This window comes from Citrobacter sp. Cpa228 (genome assembly GCF_030333085.1).
Lineage (GTDB): Bacteria > Pseudomonadota > Gammaproteobacteria > Enterobacterales > Enterobacteriaceae > Citrobacter > Citrobacter pasteurii.
Window position 1 is genome coordinate 514,007 of the sequence record NZ_JAOWGQ010000055.1, and the last position, 17,831, is coordinate 531,837.

Here is a 17,831-nt window from a genome sequence, read left to right on the forward strand (position 1 = left end):
TTCTGGCGTAGATATGCACCTGTATGGTTAAAAAGTGAGATTTCATAGAAAACCCTGCTGTACACTTAACAGAGAGTGTTTTGTCAGGGGGAACTTATGCAATCGCGTGTTCATGTTTTACAGGGCGACATTACGGCAATCGCCGTTGATGTGATTGTCAATGCGGCCAACTCCTCGTTGCTGGGCGGCGGTGGCGTTGATGGAGCGATTCATCGCGCCGCTGGACCTGCACTGTTGGAGGCCTGCAAACAGGTATTACAGCAACAGGGCGAATGCCCAACCGGTCATGCGGTTATTACCCTGGCGGGAAATCTCCCCGCCAAAGCGGTGATCCACACTGTTGGGCCCGTCTGGCAGGGCGGCGATCATCATGAAGCAGAACGCCTTGAAGAGGCCTATCGCAATTCATTACAACTGGCACTGGCCAATGGCTATCAATCCATTGCGTTCCCGGCTATTAGCACCGGAGCCTACGGATATCCACGTGCGGCGGCGGCGGAGATAGCGGTGAATACGGTGCTGAAATTTATCACCCGCCGTGCGCTACCTGATCAAATCTACTTCGTGTGTTTTGATGAGGAAAATGCCGGGTTATACAAGAGATTACTCACCCAACAAGGCGATGATAACACGGCCTGATATGACGCGACTTGAGCGTGCCATTACCCCATTGTGCGCAAGCCATCCGAACCAGTGCGGCATTCTGGCACTGGATGACAGTCTGGATGCTTTCGCAGCCCGTTATCGGCTGACAGAAATGGCGGAACGAACGCTGGATGTGCAGTATTACATCTGGGAGAACGACATGTCCGGGCTGCTGCTGTTTTCTGTTCTGCTGGCCGCGGCGAAACGCGGGGTACGGGTTCGCTTGCTGTTGGATGATAACAACACGCCGGGCCTTGATGACACGCTGCGTCTGCTGGATAACCATCCGAATATTGAAGTCCGCCTGTTTAATCCCTTCTCATTTCGCATCCTTCGCGCGTTGGGGTATTTAACCGATTTCGCCCGGCTCAATCGCCGCATGCACAATAAAAGTTATACCGCGGACGGTGTAGTGACGCTGGTTGGCGGGCGTAATATCGGCGATGCCTATTTCGGTGCGGGTGAAGAACCGTTGTTTTCCGATCTTGACGTGATGGCCATCGGTCCGGTGGTGAAAGAGGTCGCGGATGATTTTGAGCGATACTGGCAATGTCAGTCAGTTTCAACGTTACAAAGAGTCCTGGAGTTGTCTGAGCCAGAAACGACTCAACGCATTGAACTGCCTGAATCGTGGTATAACGACGATATTACCCGACGCTATTTGCACAAACTGGAGACCAGCCAGTTTATGACGCATCTTGATCAGGGTTCACTGTCGCTGATTTGGGCCAAAACGCGCCTGCTCAGTGACGATCCGGCAAAAGGAGAGGGGAAAGCGCCGCGTCACTCGCTATTACCGCAACGTTTGTTTGACGTCATGGGCTCACCCACTGAGCGTATTGATATAATTTCCGCTTACTTTGTGCCGACACGTGCCGGAGTCGCACAGCTCCTGCGCCTGGTCCGAAAAGGGGTAAAGATTGCTATTTTAACTAACTCGCTGGCCGCGAATGATGTGGCAATTGTGCATGCAGGATACGCGCGCTGGCGGAAAAAATTGCTGCGCTATGGTGTAGAACTGTATGAGCTAAAACCAACCCGCGATCGCGGTGCGGTGGTACACGATCGCGGGTTGACCGGCAATTCAGGCTCTAGTCTGCATGCGAAAACCTTCAGCATTGATGGCCGCAAAGTTTTCATCGGCTCGCTTAATTTCGATCCGCGCTCAACGTTGCTCAATACGGAAATGGGATTTGTGATTGAGAGTGAAGTTCTGGCGTCATTGATTCATAAACGCTTTATGCAAAGCCAGCGTGATGTGGCCTGGCAATTACGCCTGGACCGCTGGGGCCGGATAAACTGGGTAGATTGTCCTGGCAGCAGTGAGCGGGTAGTGAAAAAAGAACCCGCCACAGGATTCTGGAAGCGGGTTCTGGTGAGGCTGGCCTCTGTATTACCGATTGAATGGCTGCTCTGAACCATGCAATGACAGGCCTGCTATCCGGCAATGGCCTTGTTTTTATCCTGCTTAACGATGGGTTTCCCTGAAAAGAGGAACTTCAGCACCGGTATCCGCAAGTGGATTTCGTACAATATTACCGCAATCCCGACAACAAACAGCAGCCCACAGAGAAAACCCAGCAGATTTGATGTAATGTGCGGTGTGATATAGGCACCGAAAAACAGCGTCAACGGATGATGCACCAGATAGATAAACAGTGATGCATTGACAAAATAGGTGACGCGGGCTGACTGGAAATTCAATAAACGGTGGCCGAGCGAGAAAACGACGTTAACCATCCACAGTCCCATCACCATCGTTATTACGTATTCGGTTTCATACATCCAGGCATCGCCGTTTCCATAGCGTTGATTGAGCAGATAAGCCACAAAAGCGAATGCCGCACCTAACGTGCAGCTGCGCGAGGGCGTTGTGAACAGTGCTTTCAGCTGCGGATTGATAAACGCCAGCGCGCCGAGCATAAAGAACGGCACATAGAACAGCGTTTGCATGACGATAAAATTAAACATGCCATCGCTGAGAATAGACGGGTAGACGATAAAAATTGTTCTTCTGACGGCGGCGTATCCGACGCCAAGCAACAAAAAGATCAACGTCAGTTTTGTCATCGATATCGTGGAAGTGCTGACGCCATCGGGGCTCGTCAACCGGTGTTTCATTTGGCTAAACACCCACATACTCACGGTTGTTAAAACGACAAGGACGAGTAAAAACCACAGATGAGAAATCAGCTCCCATGCCAGCGCGTTGTATTTATCGTATCCACTAAGAGTATGCCAACTGTCGGCTTTGCCTTTCACATATTGCAGCATGATAAATTGCGGCAGCGTGAGTAGTGGGATGGCGGTCAGCATAGGGATCCCCACGCGTTCAACACGCACTTTCCACCACCGCTTTAAGGGGTAGCGCAAAAACAGCATGTATGAAAAATAACCCGAAATAACAAAGAAGACCTGCATGCGAAATGCATGTATGAAATCGTTAAACAGGGTCAATATCCATGACGGTTCTACGCTGTTCACATGCCAGGTATGCGTGGAGTAGATCAGCGAGATATGGAAGGGAATCCCCAACAACATCAGCCAGGCACGGATGGAATCCAGAAAATATTCACGCGGTGGAGATACAGAGCTCATAGACAGTTACGTATTCTCAGACTTTTCGTCTTATCCCTAAGACGAATTATGGTTACATTCGAAGGCAACCCTACACGAAGTCCAACAACCTGTCTCCAGGATAAGCACTCAAAGTGAAAACAGGCAGGCGAACCTGCTTAAACCATGAGCCAGCATACGAACAATACAGGGATTCAGTTGTCGGAATACCCGATTATCCATTAAAATGGATCGGATCAATATAAGCACACAAAGGGGGAAGTGCTTACTAATTATGAAACATAAACTACAAATGATGAAAATGCGTTGGTTGGGTGCAGCAGTAATGTTAACGCTGTATACATCATCGAGCTGGGCGTTCAGTATTGATGATGTTGCAAAGCAAGCTCAATCCTTAGCCGATAAAGGCTACGAGGCGCCAAAAAGTAACTTGCCCTCCGTTTTCCGCGACATGAAATATGCGGATTATCAGCAGATCCAGTTTAATCGCGACAAAGCATACTGGAGCAATCTCAAGACCCCATTTAAGCTCGAATTCTACCACCAGGGTATGTACTTCGACACGCCGGTCAAGATCAACGAAGTTACCGCGACTGCGGTAAAAAAAATCAAATACAGCCCGGATTATTTTAATTTTGGCGATGTGCAGCACGATAAAGACACCGTAAAAGATCTCGGGTTCGCCGGGTTTAAGGTGCTGTATCCGCTCAACAGCAAAGACAAAAACGATGAAATCGTCAGCATGCTCGGCGCCAGCTATTTCCGCGTACTTGGTGCAGGCCAGGTCTATGGTCTGTCTGCGCGCGGTCTCGCGATAGATACCGCACTGCCTTCTGGTGAAGAGTTTCCCCGCTTCCGTGAGTTTTGGATCGAACGTCCAAAACCGACTGACAAACGTTTAACCATTTATGCCCTGCTTGACTCCCCGCGTGCAACCGGGGCGTATCGCTTTGTGATTATTCCAGGCCGTGACACGGTTGTGGATGTTCAGTCCAAAGTCTATCTGCGCGATAAAGTGGGCAAACTGGGCGTAGCTCCGTTAACCAGTATGTTCCTGTTCGGCCCGAACCAGCCATCTCCGACGACAAATTATCGTCCGGAACTGCACGACTCAAACGGATTGTCTATCCATGCAGGTAACGGCGAGTGGATTTGGCGTCCGCTGAATAACCCGAAACATCTCGCGGTGAGCAGCTTTGCGATGGAAAACCCGCAAGGATTCGGCCTGTTGCAACGTGGACGTCAGTTCTCCCGTTTCGAAGATATCGACGACCGTTATGACCTGCGCCCAAGTGCCTGGATCACGCCAAAAGGCGACTGGGGTAAAGGCAAAATTGAATTAGTTGAGATCCCTACTAACGACGAAACAAACGATAACATCGTTGCCTACTGGACGCCGGATCAACTGCCGGAAGCAGGTAAAGAGATGAACTTTAAGTACACCCTGACGTTTACGCGTGATGAAGATAAGCTTCATGCGCCAGAAAATGCCTGGGTGCAGCAGACTCGCCGTTCCACAGGGGATGTCAAACAATCCAATCTCATTCGTCAGCCTGACGGCACTATCGCGTTTGTGGTGGATTTCACCGGCACCGAAATGAAAAAGCTGCCGCAGGACACCCCGATTACCGCGCAAACCAGCATTGGTGACAACGGTGAAATCGTGGAAAGCACCGTGCGCTACAACCCGGTTACGAAAGGGTGGCGTTTGATGCTGCGCGTGAAAGTGAAAGATGCGAAGAAAACCACTGAAATGCGTGCTGCGTTGGCCAATGCCGATCAGCCGTTGAGTGAAACCTGGAGCTACCAGTTACCTGCCAATGAATAAGACAACTGAGTATATTGACGCAATGCCGCTTTCGGATATCGAAAAAGCGGCACTGCCGAAAACTGACATTCGCGCCGTTCATCAGGCGCTGGATGCCGAGCACCGTACTTACTCGCGCGAAGATGACTCACCGCAGGGTTCTGTAAAAGCTCGCCTTGAGCAAGCCTGGCCAGACTCTCTGGCCAAAGATCAGTTGATAAAGGATGATGAAGGGCGTGACCAGCTGCAGGCAATGCCGAAAGCGACACGTACTTCAATGTTTCCCGATCCCTGGCGTACTAACCCGGTTGGCCGTTTTTGGGATCGCCTGCGCGGGCGCGATGTCACACCGCGTTATCTTTCTCGTTTGACGAAAGAAGAACAAGAAAGTGAGCAGAAATGGCGTACCGTCGGCACGATCCGCCGTTATACGCTGTTGATCTTAACGCTGGCGCAAACGGTCGTAGCGACCTGGTATATGAAAACGATCCTTCCTTATCAGGGATGGGCATTCATTAATCCAGCAGATATGATGGGGCAGAACCTGTGGGTTTCCTTTATGCAGTTGCTGCCTTATGTGCTGCAGACCGGTATCCTCATTCTGTTTGCCGTGCTTTTTTGTTGGGTATCAGCCGGTTTCTGGACCGCGCTGATGGGCTTCCTGCAGTTGCTGATTGGGCGTGACAAGTACAGTATCTCTGCCTCAACGGTAGGGGATGAGCCGCTGAATCCTGAGCACCGCACTGCGCTAATCATGCCTATCTGTAACGAGGACGTTGACCGCGTATTCGCGGGCCTGCGCGCTACGTGGGAGTCGGTTAAAGCCACGGGGAATGCGGAGCATTTCGATGTTTACATTCTGAGTGACAGCTACAATCCCGATATCTGCGTTGCGGAACAAAAGGCGTGGATGGAGCTGATTGCCGAAGTGCAGGGCGAAGGACAGATTTTCTACCGTCGTCGTCGTCGCCGTGTGAAGCGTAAAAGCGGTAACATTGATGACTTCTGCCGTCGCTGGGGCAACCAGTACAGCTATATGGTGGTGCTGGACGCTGATTCCGTGATGAGCGGAGATTGTCTGACCGGTCTGGTACGCCTGATGGAAGCGAACCCGAATGCCGGGATTATCCAGTCTTCGCCAAAAGCGTCCGGTATGGACACCCTGTACGCGCGCTGCCAGCAGTTTGCTACCCGCGTTTATGGTCCGCTGTTTACCGCCGGACTTCACTTCTGGCAGTTGGGTGAATCGCACTACTGGGGTCATAACGCGATTATTCGTGTGAAACCGTTTATTGAACACTGTGCGCTTGCACCGCTGCCGGGCGAAGGCTCGTTTGCGGGATCGATCCTCTCCCATGACTTCGTGGAAGCGGCATTGATGCGTCGTGCGGGCTGGGGCGTGTGGATTGCTTACGATCTGCCGGGCTCTTATGAAGAGCTGCCACCGAACCTGCTGGATGAGCTCAAGCGTGACCGTCGCTGGTGCCACGGTAACCTGATGAACTTCCGTCTGTTCCTGGTTAAAGGGATGCACCCGGTTCATCGCGCGGTGTTCCTGACCGGTGTGATGTCCTATCTGTCAGCACCGTTATGGTTTATGTTCCTCGCGTTGTCGACCGCATTGCAGGTGGTCCATGCGTTGACGGAACCGCAGTACTTCCTGCAACCACGTCAGCTGTTCCCGGTCTGGCCGCAGTGGCGCCCTGAGCTGGCTATCGCGTTGTTTGCCTCAACGATGGTGCTGTTGTTCCTGCCGAAGCTGCTGAGTATTTTGCTTATCTGGTGCAAAGGCACGAAAGAGTACGGTGGATTTATTCGCGTCACGTTGTCGCTGCTGCTGGAGGTCCTGTTCTCCGTGCTGCTGGCGCCGGTGCGTATGCTGTTCCACACCGTTTTCGTGGTCAGTGCCTTCCTCGGATGGGAAGTGGTGTGGAATTCGCCGCAACGCGATGACGACTCCACTCCGTGGGGCGAGGCGTTTATGCGTCACGGATCTCAGCTGTTGCTGGGCCTGGTGTGGGCAGTAGGGATGGCCTGGCTGGATCTGCGTTTCCTGTTCTGGCTGGCTCCGATTGTCTTTTCACTAATCCTGTCGCCGTTTGTTTCCGTCATTTCCAGTCGTTCAACGGTTGGGTTACGTACCAAACGCTGGAAACTGTTCCTGATCCCGGAAGAGTATTCTCCGCCGAAGGTGCTGGTGGACACGGATAACTATCTGGAGCTGAACCGTAATCGTTCGCTGGATGACGGTTTCATGCACGCTGTGTTTAACCCGTCGTTTAACGCGCTGGCAACGGCAATGGCTACCGCGCGCCATCGTGCGAGTAACGTGCTTGAAATCGCACGTGATCGTCATGTCGAGCAGGCGCTGAATGAAACGCCGGAGAAACTGAATCGCGATCGCCGCCTGGTTCTGTTGAGCGATCCGGTGACTATGGCGCGTTTACATTATCGCGTCTGGAGTTCACCAGATAAGTATTCTTCATGGGTTAATTATTATCAGGGGATCTCCCTGAACCCACTGGCGCTCAGGAAAAAATAAGCGTGTGAAACGTAAAAATACCGGCCTGGAGCCGGTATTTTTTTATACTGAATATAAAAGTCATGAGGTATCCAGTGCGAATACTCGCTGTGGGAATGATGGTCTTTCTTCTGAGCGGATGCGGCAGCATTATTAGCCGGACGATCCCCGGGCAAGGACACGGAAATCAATACTATCCAGGCGTGCAATGGGATGTCCGGGACTCTGCGTGGCGTTATGTCACCCTCCTGGATCTGCCGTTTTCGCTGGTGTTTGATACGTTGCTATTACCGCTCGATATACACCATGGGCCTTACGAGTAACTATCGTTCATCCCATTCATCGGCTGCGGTCTGGCCTTCTTCTGTGTCAAGGGGAGGCTCCAGTTGAAATTCACCCTCATCCCATTCGTGGAGCGTATTTTCCTCCTGCCATTCCTGACGAATATCAATCTCATCATAGTCGCCATCAAAAACGCTTTGTGCCGCTTCACCGCTCAGCATGGGCAAACATTCGCCTTCGCCATCATCTTCGTCGGCAAAAAACTCAGCTTGCCACATGATATCGCCATCCTGTAGCACGTACTTTTGTACGTTCAGCTGCTGGACACTGGCTTCGTCAGATTCAAGGCCTGAATTCTCAGCCAGAAACTCTTCACGGGCTGCATCAATGGCTTCTTCAAGGGTGGGGTATAAGGCATTCATATTCGCATCCTGATCGCATGGGTGATTGGCTTAATAAAAAGATATAGGTGGTGTGGTGAGAACTGTCAAAGCATTCGTTTATCGCGAAGTTTCAGGTATGCAACGGCTTGAAGCATCAGGTGTTTCTTACCATAACCATACGGTTGTGGTGCTTCCTGGAACAACAAAAAAAACGGGGGAACCCTACCGCCAATACGATTCATGAACAGCAAACCTTAAGTTTTTAAGAATCGGTTGGAGTGTATTAAACTCAAGCCGTTATGACAGGAGCACCATGGGTGAGGATGTTATAGTTTAAACGTGGTGATTAAATAGACTGCAAACCATACTTTATGGCGGGTGAAACAATTATAATTCATACAAAATTTTTTATTTTAACTAGTTGAAATTAAAGGGTAAGTATAAAAATGACGCGTGTGAGTATTACGTCTGAAAGTATCGATGTTTGTTTAAGTTAGATATCCATAAATGATATTGTTAATCATTATGCATGTGGTGACTATATTATATATATAGCGAAGTATAAGAGAGCATCCATAATATTTAATGAATAATAACATGCGTTATAAATAAGATTGTCATTATTAAAAAAATGATAAATTATTAATTTGCAAAAAGTAATGACTTAATATATAAAATGCGAAATAGGATTCTGGTCAGGGCTGTTATGGATAATAGTAATTCAAATAATAGCAGGTTGATGAACTTTTACATTACTTGCTTAGTCAGCTATTTTATTGCTGGCATGTGTCTTTCTCAGTATCAGCTAGAAGTGCAGAGTGTACCTCAAACAACATATTTGATAATCATCGTTGGGTTGTTTTTTCTGTACGGCATAATTTTTCTTTTTATGCTTTTTCAATACCTTTGCAGGAAAGATCTAACATACCTGATGATACTAGGAATGGCATTTCTTAGTAATGATATCTATTTTATAGAAACTATATATATCGTTCAGGATTTAATTAATGATAGCGTTTTGATAGAAAAACGCACAAATGATATCGCTATCTTCTATTATTTTAGGCAAGTTAGTTTTATTGCATTGTTTTTTGTATCATTGAAATCTTATAAAGCGACTTCCACAGTTATTGAGACTAAAGAAAGAGAACCATGTTACATAATTATAGCCTTGTTGATTATGCTGGCAATTGCATCCCTTTCGCATAATTTGTCCAGTTATAACGCTGATGTCACGATTGAAATTACCAGTCTCAAAGCTGACAATAAAACGGTGCACTGGCATATTGGCTATATATATTCACTGATTATTGCATGGGGAATGGTTTTGTTGTATCTGGCAGTGAAAACCAAAATGCATGGTATCTTATGGAAAAGCATCGCGTTACTGTGTTGCTCTGCAATCCTGACGAATGTTCTTCTGTTAAGTCTGGATGAATATAGTATGTATATTTGGTATGTCAGTAGGGGAATCGAAGTTATCAGCACCTTATGTATCATATCTATATTAATGTACAACATGTTCATTATTCTTAAGAGAGAGAAGGATTCAGCAATAAAAGATGCGATGACTAAGATATATAACCGGAAGTTATTCTATAAGGCACTGAAATCATCTTTAGTAAAAGGTGCTGTTTGTATAATGATACTGGATATAGATAAATTCAAACGCATCAATGATACTTATGGCCATCAGGAAGGCGACCGCGTTATAAAAAGCATTGTTGATATTGTCAATAAATCGATCAGAGACTCAGACATTTTTGCGAGAATTGGTGGGGAAGAGTTTGGGATCCTGATTAAGTGTAAAGATAACGCTGAAGTAATGTTTGTTGCGGAAAGAATAAGAAAAAATGTTGAAACTGAAACAGCGGTGCCCAATATATATGGCTTGAAAGAGAAAATGACAATCAGCATCGGTGTATATTGTAGTAAATCTGATGATTATTCTGCTGACAAAGTCGTATCATATGCTGATGCTGCGCTGTATGAAGCGAAAAATTCAGGTAGAAATAAAGTAGTTTACTATAACAGCTAGAATAATATTAAGCGTTATTGAGTGTCATGACGTTTAAAAAAGGTGTGTAGCCAGTACGATCAGAATTGTCACGGAGCTCACTCTGCGTATCCCCCTACATTAATCCAATTGATATGTTGGGGGCCCGTTGAGAATGAATACACCAAATCATCCCAGAACCTGAGATCCCCGGCGGCGCAGACTGTTCCATGAGTAGATTGCGTTAAATAACACAACACCAGCGGTGACGCAGAAGACGGCACGGAAGCCATAATTTGCCGATATAGCAGCTCCCATTAACGGCCCTGTAACGTTGCCGATATCACGAAACGACTGGTTGTAACTAAAGATACGCCCGGCGATTTGGTTGGTTGAGTTATACACCAGCAAGGTCTGTACGGCAGGCAGCAATGCGCCATCAGCGGCACCCAGTAAAAAGCGCAGCACGCCTAGCTGCCAGGGCGTCTGGACGAATGACATTGGGATCAGCAGCAGTACGGAGATAACCAATGCAACGATCAGGATCTTCTCCGGACCAATCCTGTCACCCAATTTGCCGAGCTTTGGTGCACTGATTAAGGCCGCAACACCGGGTACAGAGGCAATCATCCCACTGATAAACGCGATATTGCTGACATTACCTGCAAGCTCCCGTACATACAGCGTCAGGATTGGCGCAATGGAGCCGGTTGCAACCTGAATTATCAGGGTAGTGACAAACAAGCTCAGCACCAGCTTTGGATTCTTTAACGACGTCACGACTTCGCGAACGTGCAGCATCTCTTTCTTGCTCACTGGCTGGAAGCGTTCACGGATAAAAAAGAGAGTCAGAATAAAACAGATCAACAGCACCAGGGCTGTGATGAAAAATACAGGGCGCAGACCATACTGATCGGCGAGTAACCCGCCCGCCAGTGGCCCAAGTAAAGCACCGCTGACGCCGCCGGTGGAAAGTGTCCCCAACGCCCAGCCGCTTTTATTGCGTGGCACCTGGGTTGCGATCAGTGCGTTGGCATTAGGAATAAATCCACCGAGCAAACCCAGCAGGGCGCGCAGGATCAAGAATTGCCAGATATTTTGTGCCAGCCCCATCAGCAGCATGACGATGGCCATGCCCAACGCCGAGCGTAACAGCATGATTTTCCGGCCTTTACGATCGGCCAGTCCGCCCCAGAAAGGTGAGGCAATCGCGGAAAACAGGAAGGTGATACTGAATACCAGCCCTGACCACATATTCAGGGCACTGTGACCCGTCACGCCAAGACTCTCGACGTAAAGGGGTAAAAATGGCATGACCAGGCTAAATGCTGCGCCGGTTAAAAAACAGCCCAGCCAGGCAACGGTAAGGTTGCGTTTCCAGTTTATGGGGACATCAGAGGGTGACATAGCGATCCGCAGTGTGATGCGCTGTTTGCGCTATCGAGTAAATATAAATAAGCAGGCTAATTATGCGCCTGGTTGATAGTTGCTGCAATGCGGATAGCAGTTAAACCTAAAAGGGGAGAGAAGGTGTTGCAGCCCACAGGACTGCAACAAAGACTCAGTACAGAGACGGGGAGCCTTCAGGACGTGTCTTGAAGCGGCGATGCAGCCACATGTATTGTTCGGGGGCCATCATGATGCATTTTTCAACGATTTTATTCATCCAGGCCGCCGTTGTTTCAGCATTGTCCAGCGGTGGTGAACACTCAGGTGGCAGCATGATCAATTGATACCCCTTACCGTCAGGTTTGCGGCGGGGAACAAATGGCACCAGGCAGGCATTCGACATTCGTGACAGCATCCATGTTCCGGACGTCGTCGCAGCCTGTTCAACGGCGAACAAAGGCACAAATACGCTGGCGCGAGGGCCGTAGTCGTGATCCGGCGCGTACCAGACCACTTCACCTTTCTTCAACGCTTTAATCATCCCTTTCAGGTCTTTACGATCGAGCATTGATTTATTGGAGCGCATACGCCCCCAGGTTTGTAGCCAGTCGAGCAGAGGATTGTCGTTAGGACGATACACACCAATTCCCGGCTCTTGTAAGCCAAACTGGCGTGCACCCAACTCGAGGGTCAAAAAGTGCAGACCAACTAACAGGATCCCACGCTTTTGTGCCTGAACGTCCCGGATATGCTCCATTCCGATAACTTCAGTCCAGCGTGATATTCGCCTGTCGGACCAAAACCAGGCCATGCCGGTTTCCATTACGCCCATACCGACAGACTCAAAGTTTTTTACCATCATCTGCTGGCGTTCCTGCTCGCTCATTTGCGGGAAGCACAGTTCCAGATTGCGGGAAACAATCTTTGCCCGACGTTTCATCAAACGTAACGCCAGACGGCCTAATGCGCATCCCAATTTATAGATCACTGGGTAGGGTAACTGTACGATTAACCAAAGGATGCCAATTCCCAGCCAGGTTAACCAATAACGCGGATGCAGTAGCGCAGCCGAAAACTTGGGTAAATTCGTCATGTCTATCCTGTCTTCTAACGACCAATTCCCTGTATTGTCGCATTTTTTTGCGCGTATCTAAAATTTACGACGGGAGAACGGTGATTAAACCATCAATTGTTGTTGCATTTTTATCGTGAAGTATGAAATGTAGCGTAAAATGTGTGGATGTAAATTGGCGAAGTTTGCTTTATCATGCCGGCCGATTTTCATTTTTACTGATTGCAGGATACGTACACCATGCCAGTGTTACACAACCGCATTTCGAATGACGCGCTCAAAGCTAAAATGCTGGCGGAATCCGAGCCGCGCACGACGATTTCATTCTATAAATATTTCACCATCGCTGATCCTCAGCAAACGCGTGATGCACTGTATCAACTGTTCACTACGCTGAATGTGTTTGGCCGCGTATATCTTGCACGGGAAGGCATTAACGCACAAATCAGTGTACCGCAAAGTAACGTTGATGCGTTTCGCCAACAGTTATACGCATTTGATCCTGCGTTATCCGGGTTGCGTCTCAATATTGCATTAGATGATGACGGCAAATCTTTCTGGGTTCTGCGCATGAAGGTCCGTGAGCGAATTGTCGCGGATGGCATTGATGATCCTGATTTTGACGCCAGCAACGTGGGTGATTATCTGAAGGCTGCTGAAGTGAATGCCATGCTGGACGATCCGGATGCGGTGTTTATTGATATGCGCAACCACTATGAATATGAAGTGGGTCACTTCGAAAACGCACTGGAGATCCCGGCAGATACCTTCCGCGATCAACTGCCGAAAGCGGTAGAAATGATGCAGGAGCATAAGGATAAAAAAATCGTTATGTATTGTACTGGGGGGATTCGTTGTGAGAAAGCCAGTGCCTGGATGAAACATAACGGGTTTAGCAAAGTCTGGCACATTGAGGGCGGCATTATTGAGTATGCCCGCAAAGCGCGTGAGCAGGGACTGCCTGTGCGTTTTATCGGTAAAAATTTTGTTTTCGATGAACGCATGGGTGAAAGGATCTCTGACGATGTGATTTCGCATTGTCACCAGTGCGGTATCGCATGTGACAGCCATACCAATTGCAAAAACGATGGCTGCCATCTGCTGTTTATACAGTGTCCAGCCTGTGCGCAAAAGTATAAAGGCTGCTGTAGTGAACTGTGTTGTGAAGAGAGCGAACTGCCGGAAGAGGAGCAGCGCCGCCGTCGCGCGGGGCGTGAGAATGGCAATAAGATCTTTAATAAATCGCGTGGTCGTTTAAATACTAAGCTCGGTATTCCCGATCCTGCGCAATAACACGATGCCGGATGGCGGCAAAAGCCTCATCCGGCATCAATAGGACGTTATTTCTGCTGTACGCCTTCCACCGAGATAATTAATTCGACTTCCTGCGAAGCGGGACCAAGATCGGTGGTAATGTTGAAATCCTTCAGCTTTATTTTCCCTTGAGCTTCAAAACCGGCGCGTGTGCCACCCCATGGATCGCCACCCTGGCCCATCAACTTTGCATCCAGAGTTACCGGTTTGGTGACGCCGTTCAGGGTCAGGTTACCGGTGATATCCAAATCATTGCCCTCTTTCTTCACGCTGGTGGACGTAAAGGTAGCCTGCGGGAACTTGCTCACATTGAGGAATTCTGCACTACGCAGGTGTTTGTCACGTTCGGCATGATTGGTATCAACACTGTTGGTGTTGATGGTGACATTGACTTTATCGGCAGCCGGGTTTTTCTCGTCAAAGGTAAATGTGCCGTCGAAGTCTTTAAATGTGCCGTACAGCCAGCTGTATCCCAGATGCTGAATGCGGAAATTAACAAAGGCATGCTGTCCTTCTTTGTCAATTTTGTAATCTGCCGCTACGGCCGACCCGGTGGTGAATAACAGAGAGGCGAGGGTAAGTCCCAGCAGGTTTTTTTTCATTTTTAAGCTCCATAGTCAGATGACGATTTTCCCAACATGCGATTAAGGGTATCGTCGTTATCGATAAAGTGATGTTTCAGGGCCATTAACCCATGCAGAAGTGATAAAACCACCACGGCCCACGCGAGCCACAGGTGCACGCTACCGGCGATGTCGGCTTGTACGCCTGCGTTGGCAAACGTGGCGGGAACATCGAACCAACCAAATACGCTTATTGCTTTACCGTCTGCGGTAGAGATCAGATAGCCACTGATGCCAATAGAAAAAAGTAGGGTATACAGCGTGAGGTGGCCCAATGCCGCTGCAATACGGGTTAAACGGGAATAGCTTTTCAGCGCGGCAGGGGGAGGGGAAACAACCCGCCAGACAATGCGGACAACCAGTCCCATCATCAGCAACACACCGATACTTTTATGCAGTTCAGGCGCCTGGTGATACCAACCATCGTAATAACTGAGTGTTACCATCCATAAACCCAGAGCAAACATGCCATAGACGGCAATAGCGACCAGCCAGTGTAATGCGGCAGACACCACGCCATAGCGCTGTGGACTATTATTGAATTGCATAAATACACCGTTAGATATTTCAGAAGTGAATGAAAATGGCGCGTAAAAGACATTAATGCAACTAATAAATAACAATGGTGATGATATTTGTTTTTATTTCAATAAAATTGATTAATTAAAGGCGCAATCATCAAATCGTTAGTGTGAGTGGCCATTGAGAAGGGCTTGAAAACAAGGAGTGATGAAAGTTATGTTATTCAGTTTATTGCAATGAAATTAAGTAATTATCAGTTTTTGTCAATTAATGTCAGCGCATATAGATTAGAAGAACATAATATATATGACGTCCATAATCGCCAGCAGCGACCATAAAATAATGTAGAGCATGAAATGCTCGCGAATATTATTAACCAGATAGTGAAAGATGCGGCGCATCAATGTTATTCCTGTCATTAAAAATGGCCTCACCAACGAGGCCATTGATCAATTATCGCTTAAAACGGGACAGCCTGAATGGCGTCAGGTCAAAGGCTGACGGTTTACCCTGGGCAAAATCAGCCGCGATTTCGCCCAGTACGGAAGCAAACTTAAAACCGTGTCCGCTGAGTCCGGTAATCACCAGCGTGTTGTCATGGTCTGGCAGCGTATCAATAATGAAGTCTTCATCTGGCGAGTTATCGTAAGTACAGGATGCGCCATGCAGACAACAGCCGATGCCAGGCAAAATAGCGCGCAGGAATGGGAAGGCTTCAGAACCATCGCTGGCGACAGCGGCAAACGGTTTACGTTCCTCAGGTGAATGAATGACCTGTCCGCCGTTATGCCTGCCAATTTTTAACTCGTCATTTTCAGCCGGAAAACCGTAGTATTGATCGCCATTAGGCAGTTCGCCGGTAAATGCCGGGAATTTGTTTTTGACACTGTAGCGCCCGTCAGCCTGATACCATGCGAATACCTTACGCACCGGCTGTATCGGCAGTTCAGGCAATAATGCCTTGACCCAGGTGCCGGCGCTGACGACAACTTTTTTCGCGTGGTAGTCACCATCGGCTGTTGCAACCGTTACGCCATCATTGTGGTGATGAATTGCCGTGACGGGGCATTTAAACAGCTGCGCACAACCTGCCTCTTCAGCCAGGCGGATCCAGGTTTTAATGGCTAGCTCACTGCGTAAAAAACCGGATTCGGCTTCGAACAGCCCGATATAGTTTTCAGGCACGCGAATTTCTGGCCAGCGAGTCATGATGGCAGTTGCATCCAACTGTTCGACATTGAGCTGCCACTGTTTGGCACTTTGCGTCACGGTCGCTAAGAAGGTCGAATCTGCTGGACCCAGGTTGATAACGCCAGAGCGAACAAAAACAGGCTCTTCATTTTGTGCGGAAAGTTCATCCCACAATGTTTGCGCACGTAGCACCAGCGGAACGTATTTTTCACCTTCGCCATACGCATGACGAATTAATCGTGTATCGCCGTGGTGGCTGCCCTGCTGATGTGGTGGCATATGCGTATCGATCATCAGCACCTTCAGACCGGCGCGAGTGGCGTAGTATCCGGCTGCGGCGCCCACGGAACCGCTGCCAATAATGATTAAGTCGTATTTCATCCGCTTCTCTCTGCAATCGCGATAGTATACCTTAAATAATTCGAGTTGCAGGACAAAACGCCCCGGCCGTTTTGAACAGCGCTTGCGCTGGCCCCGAAGGGGCGAGGCCCAGGGATGGGCCGAGTAATAAAGCCAATGCACATGCAACTTGAAGTATGACAGGTATAGCAGAGTAAATAACTGATCCGGAATATTCAACCTGGAAATAAGAAAGGCACCGTGAAGGTGCCTTTTGATGGGGTGATGTATCAGGTTTAATGTCGCTGATACTCATTTACCTGGTAATCGCCTGATTCAATTTTGGCGATTCCGGCTTCTAATATCGAAATAAATTGCCTGGCAACATCAGTGGTTAACCAGAGCGTTTGACCGACTTCAGTCCCATCCGGGTCCGGACGATTCGGGGTCTGGTAGTGCAAACGCAGCATCAGCGCATCGTAGCTATCAACAGTGCTGATGTCCCACCCTACAAGCGGATGAGTCTGAATGACTTCATTATTCTTTTCCATCATGCCCCCTAATTCGTGTTACTAGACAACGGTTTTCGAGGTTCAATGCGTTTTTTTCTGAAGCAACTTCAGTATATCAATAAATAAGGGTATTCATTGAAAATTTAAAGAGGACGGCGCATAAATTTTTTGTTTTCGGTGTTATATGATTAATAAAACAACATGTTATTCATTTTTTTTTAGCATGTTGTGCAATTATTTTGGTGTTTTGATTAAAAGATAATCAAGGTGTTTAATATAAATTATCTGCTAGCGTGGTGAATGCAAGATTGATTTAAAGGACGCATGTGTAAAAAAGCCGGGGCGACCCGGCAAACAAACATCACTGCATATCATTTTTTATTCGTTGATGAACCAGTCATCCGCGCTTTCCCAGGTTTCCTGTAGGATTTCGCTGATGCGTTCTTTGTCCTCTTTTGTTGCGCCAATAACCGACAGATTGTTGGCCGCGGCATAACGAACGGTAACGTTACCTTCGTTATCCGGAAAATGATGATGAATACGGCGGGAGAGTTCATCTGCCAGCGCGTCGATAGCACCGGCAGGTAAAGGTGAAGTTTTGGCAATAGTGACTTCAATACGCATAATAGCCCCCTGTTGTTTATACTGGTTATTTATA

General features: G+C 48.3%; 17 protein-coding genes. 7 read left to right on the forward strand and 10 right to left on the reverse strand.

Annotated elements, in window-relative coordinates; translation table 11 throughout:
- Positions 1 to 96 precede the first annotated feature (96 nt).
- Both ymdB and OGX91_RS20980 read left to right on the forward strand, forming a co-directional pair.
- A complete protein-coding gene (gene ymdB / locus OGX91_RS20975) occupies positions 97 to 639 on the forward strand; it encodes an O-acetyl-ADP-ribose deacetylase (protein ID WP_005129111.1) in 543 nt (180 codons plus the stop codon).
- On the forward strand, positions 575 to 2,062 hold the full coding sequence (locus OGX91_RS20980; RefSeq protein ID WP_137378516.1) for a phospholipase D family protein: 1,488 nt from the start codon (positions 575 to 577) through the stop codon (positions 2,060 to 2,062). Before ymdB ends, OGX91_RS20980 begins: the two co-directional genes overlap by 65 nt.
- A 20-nt stretch (positions 2,063 to 2,082) precedes the next feature.
- Here OGX91_RS20980 and mdoC read toward each other — a convergent pair whose 3' ends face one another.
- Complete coding sequence (gene mdoC, locus OGX91_RS20985) at positions 2,083 to 3,243, reverse strand: glucans biosynthesis protein MdoC (RefSeq protein ID WP_005129107.1); 1,161 nt, start codon at positions 3,241 to 3,243, stop codon at positions 2,083 to 2,085.
- 271 nt (positions 3,244 to 3,514) lie between these two features.
- On the opposite strand from mdoC, the gene mdoG reads away from it, so the two are divergent.
- The 3 genes from mdoG (at position 3,515) to OGX91_RS21000 (ending at position 7,873) form a co-directional block, all read left to right on the forward strand.
- Entirely contained in the window at positions 3,515 to 5,050 is a 1,536-nt protein-coding gene (mdoG, locus tag OGX91_RS20990) for a glucans biosynthesis protein MdoG (RefSeq protein WP_086523802.1), read from the forward strand.
- Entirely contained in the window at positions 5,043 to 7,571 is a 2,529-nt protein-coding gene (gene mdoH, locus OGX91_RS20995) for a glucans biosynthesis glucosyltransferase MdoH (protein ID WP_286627251.1), read from the forward strand. Before mdoG ends, mdoH begins: the two co-directional genes overlap by 8 nt.
- A 62-nt stretch (positions 7,572 to 7,633) precedes the next feature.
- Positions 7,634 to 7,873, forward strand: coding sequence for a YceK/YidQ family lipoprotein (locus tag OGX91_RS21000; RefSeq protein ID WP_223236914.1), 240 nt, complete (start codon positions 7,634 to 7,636; stop codon positions 7,871 to 7,873).
- Here the strand turns inward: OGX91_RS21000 and OGX91_RS21005 are convergent, their stop codons facing one another.
- Positions 7,874 to 8,254 (reverse strand): MysB family protein, encoded by a 381-nt coding sequence (locus OGX91_RS21005; protein WP_005129101.1) that lies wholly within the window; start codon positions 8,252 to 8,254, stop codon positions 7,874 to 7,876.
- A gap of 667 nt (positions 8,255 to 8,921) precedes the next feature.
- On the opposite strand from OGX91_RS21005, the gene OGX91_RS21010 reads away from it, so the two are divergent.
- On the forward strand, positions 8,922 to 10,253 hold the full coding sequence (locus tag OGX91_RS21010; protein WP_040230658.1) for a sensor domain-containing diguanylate cyclase: 1,332 nt from the start codon (positions 8,922 to 8,924) through the stop codon (positions 10,251 to 10,253).
- A gap of 147 nt (positions 10,254 to 10,400) precedes the next feature.
- Here the strand turns inward: OGX91_RS21010 and mdtG are convergent, their stop codons facing one another.
- Together mdtG and OGX91_RS21020 are read right to left on the reverse strand one after the other, a co-directional pair.
- Positions 10,401 to 11,618 carry a multidrug efflux MFS transporter MdtG gene (gene mdtG / locus OGX91_RS21015; RefSeq protein ID WP_199946888.1) on the reverse strand — a complete coding sequence of 406 codons (1,218 nt, stop codon included), beginning with the start codon at positions 11,616 to 11,618 and terminating at the stop codon, positions 10,401 to 10,403.
- A gap of 154 nt (positions 11,619 to 11,772) precedes the next feature.
- Positions 11,773 to 12,693: a Kdo(2)-lipid IV(A) acyltransferase gene (locus OGX91_RS21020; protein WP_286627252.1), complete on the reverse strand. Its 921-nt coding sequence runs from the start codon at positions 12,691 to 12,693 to the stop codon at positions 11,773 to 11,775.
- Positions 12,694 to 12,912: 219 nt separating this feature from the next.
- Between OGX91_RS21020 and trhO the strand changes: the two genes are divergently transcribed.
- Entirely contained in the window at positions 12,913 to 13,965 is a 1,053-nt protein-coding gene (gene trhO, locus OGX91_RS21025; protein ID WP_005129091.1) for an oxygen-dependent tRNA uridine(34) hydroxylase TrhO, read from the forward strand.
- 47 nt (positions 13,966 to 14,012) lie between these two features.
- Here trhO and OGX91_RS21030 read toward each other — a convergent pair whose 3' ends face one another.
- From OGX91_RS21030 to dinI, 6 genes are all read right to left on the reverse strand, one after another.
- The gene (locus OGX91_RS21030; RefSeq protein ID WP_005129089.1) at positions 14,013 to 14,588 is read right to left on the reverse strand and encodes a YceI family protein; all 576 of its coding nucleotides are present in this window, start codon (positions 14,586 to 14,588) and stop codon (positions 14,013 to 14,015) included.
- 2 nt (positions 14,589 to 14,590) lie between these two features.
- A complete protein-coding gene (locus OGX91_RS21035) occupies positions 14,591 to 15,157 on the reverse strand; it encodes a cytochrome b (RefSeq protein ID WP_005129081.1) in 567 nt (188 codons plus the stop codon).
- 261 nt (positions 15,158 to 15,418) lie between these two features.
- Positions 15,419 to 15,532, reverse strand: a complete 114-nt coding sequence (locus OGX91_RS21040; protein ID WP_003846814.1) for a YceO family protein — start codon at positions 15,530 to 15,532, stop codon at positions 15,419 to 15,421.
- Positions 15,533 to 15,584: 52 nt separating this feature from the next.
- Positions 15,585 to 16,703 (reverse strand): N-methyl-L-tryptophan oxidase, encoded by a 1,119-nt coding sequence (gene solA / locus OGX91_RS21045; RefSeq protein WP_005129078.1) that lies wholly within the window; start codon positions 16,701 to 16,703, stop codon positions 15,585 to 15,587.
- A gap of 254 nt (positions 16,704 to 16,957) precedes the next feature.
- On the reverse strand, positions 16,958 to 17,212 hold the full coding sequence (bssS, locus tag OGX91_RS21050; RefSeq protein WP_003036154.1) for a biofilm formation regulator BssS: 255 nt from the start codon (positions 17,210 to 17,212) through the stop codon (positions 16,958 to 16,960).
- Between the two features lie 339 nt (positions 17,213 to 17,551).
- Positions 17,552 to 17,797: a DNA damage-inducible protein I gene (dinI, locus tag OGX91_RS21055; protein WP_005129073.1), complete on the reverse strand. Its 246-nt coding sequence runs from the start codon at positions 17,795 to 17,797 to the stop codon at positions 17,552 to 17,554.
- Positions 17,798 to 17,831 lie beyond the last annotated feature (34 nt).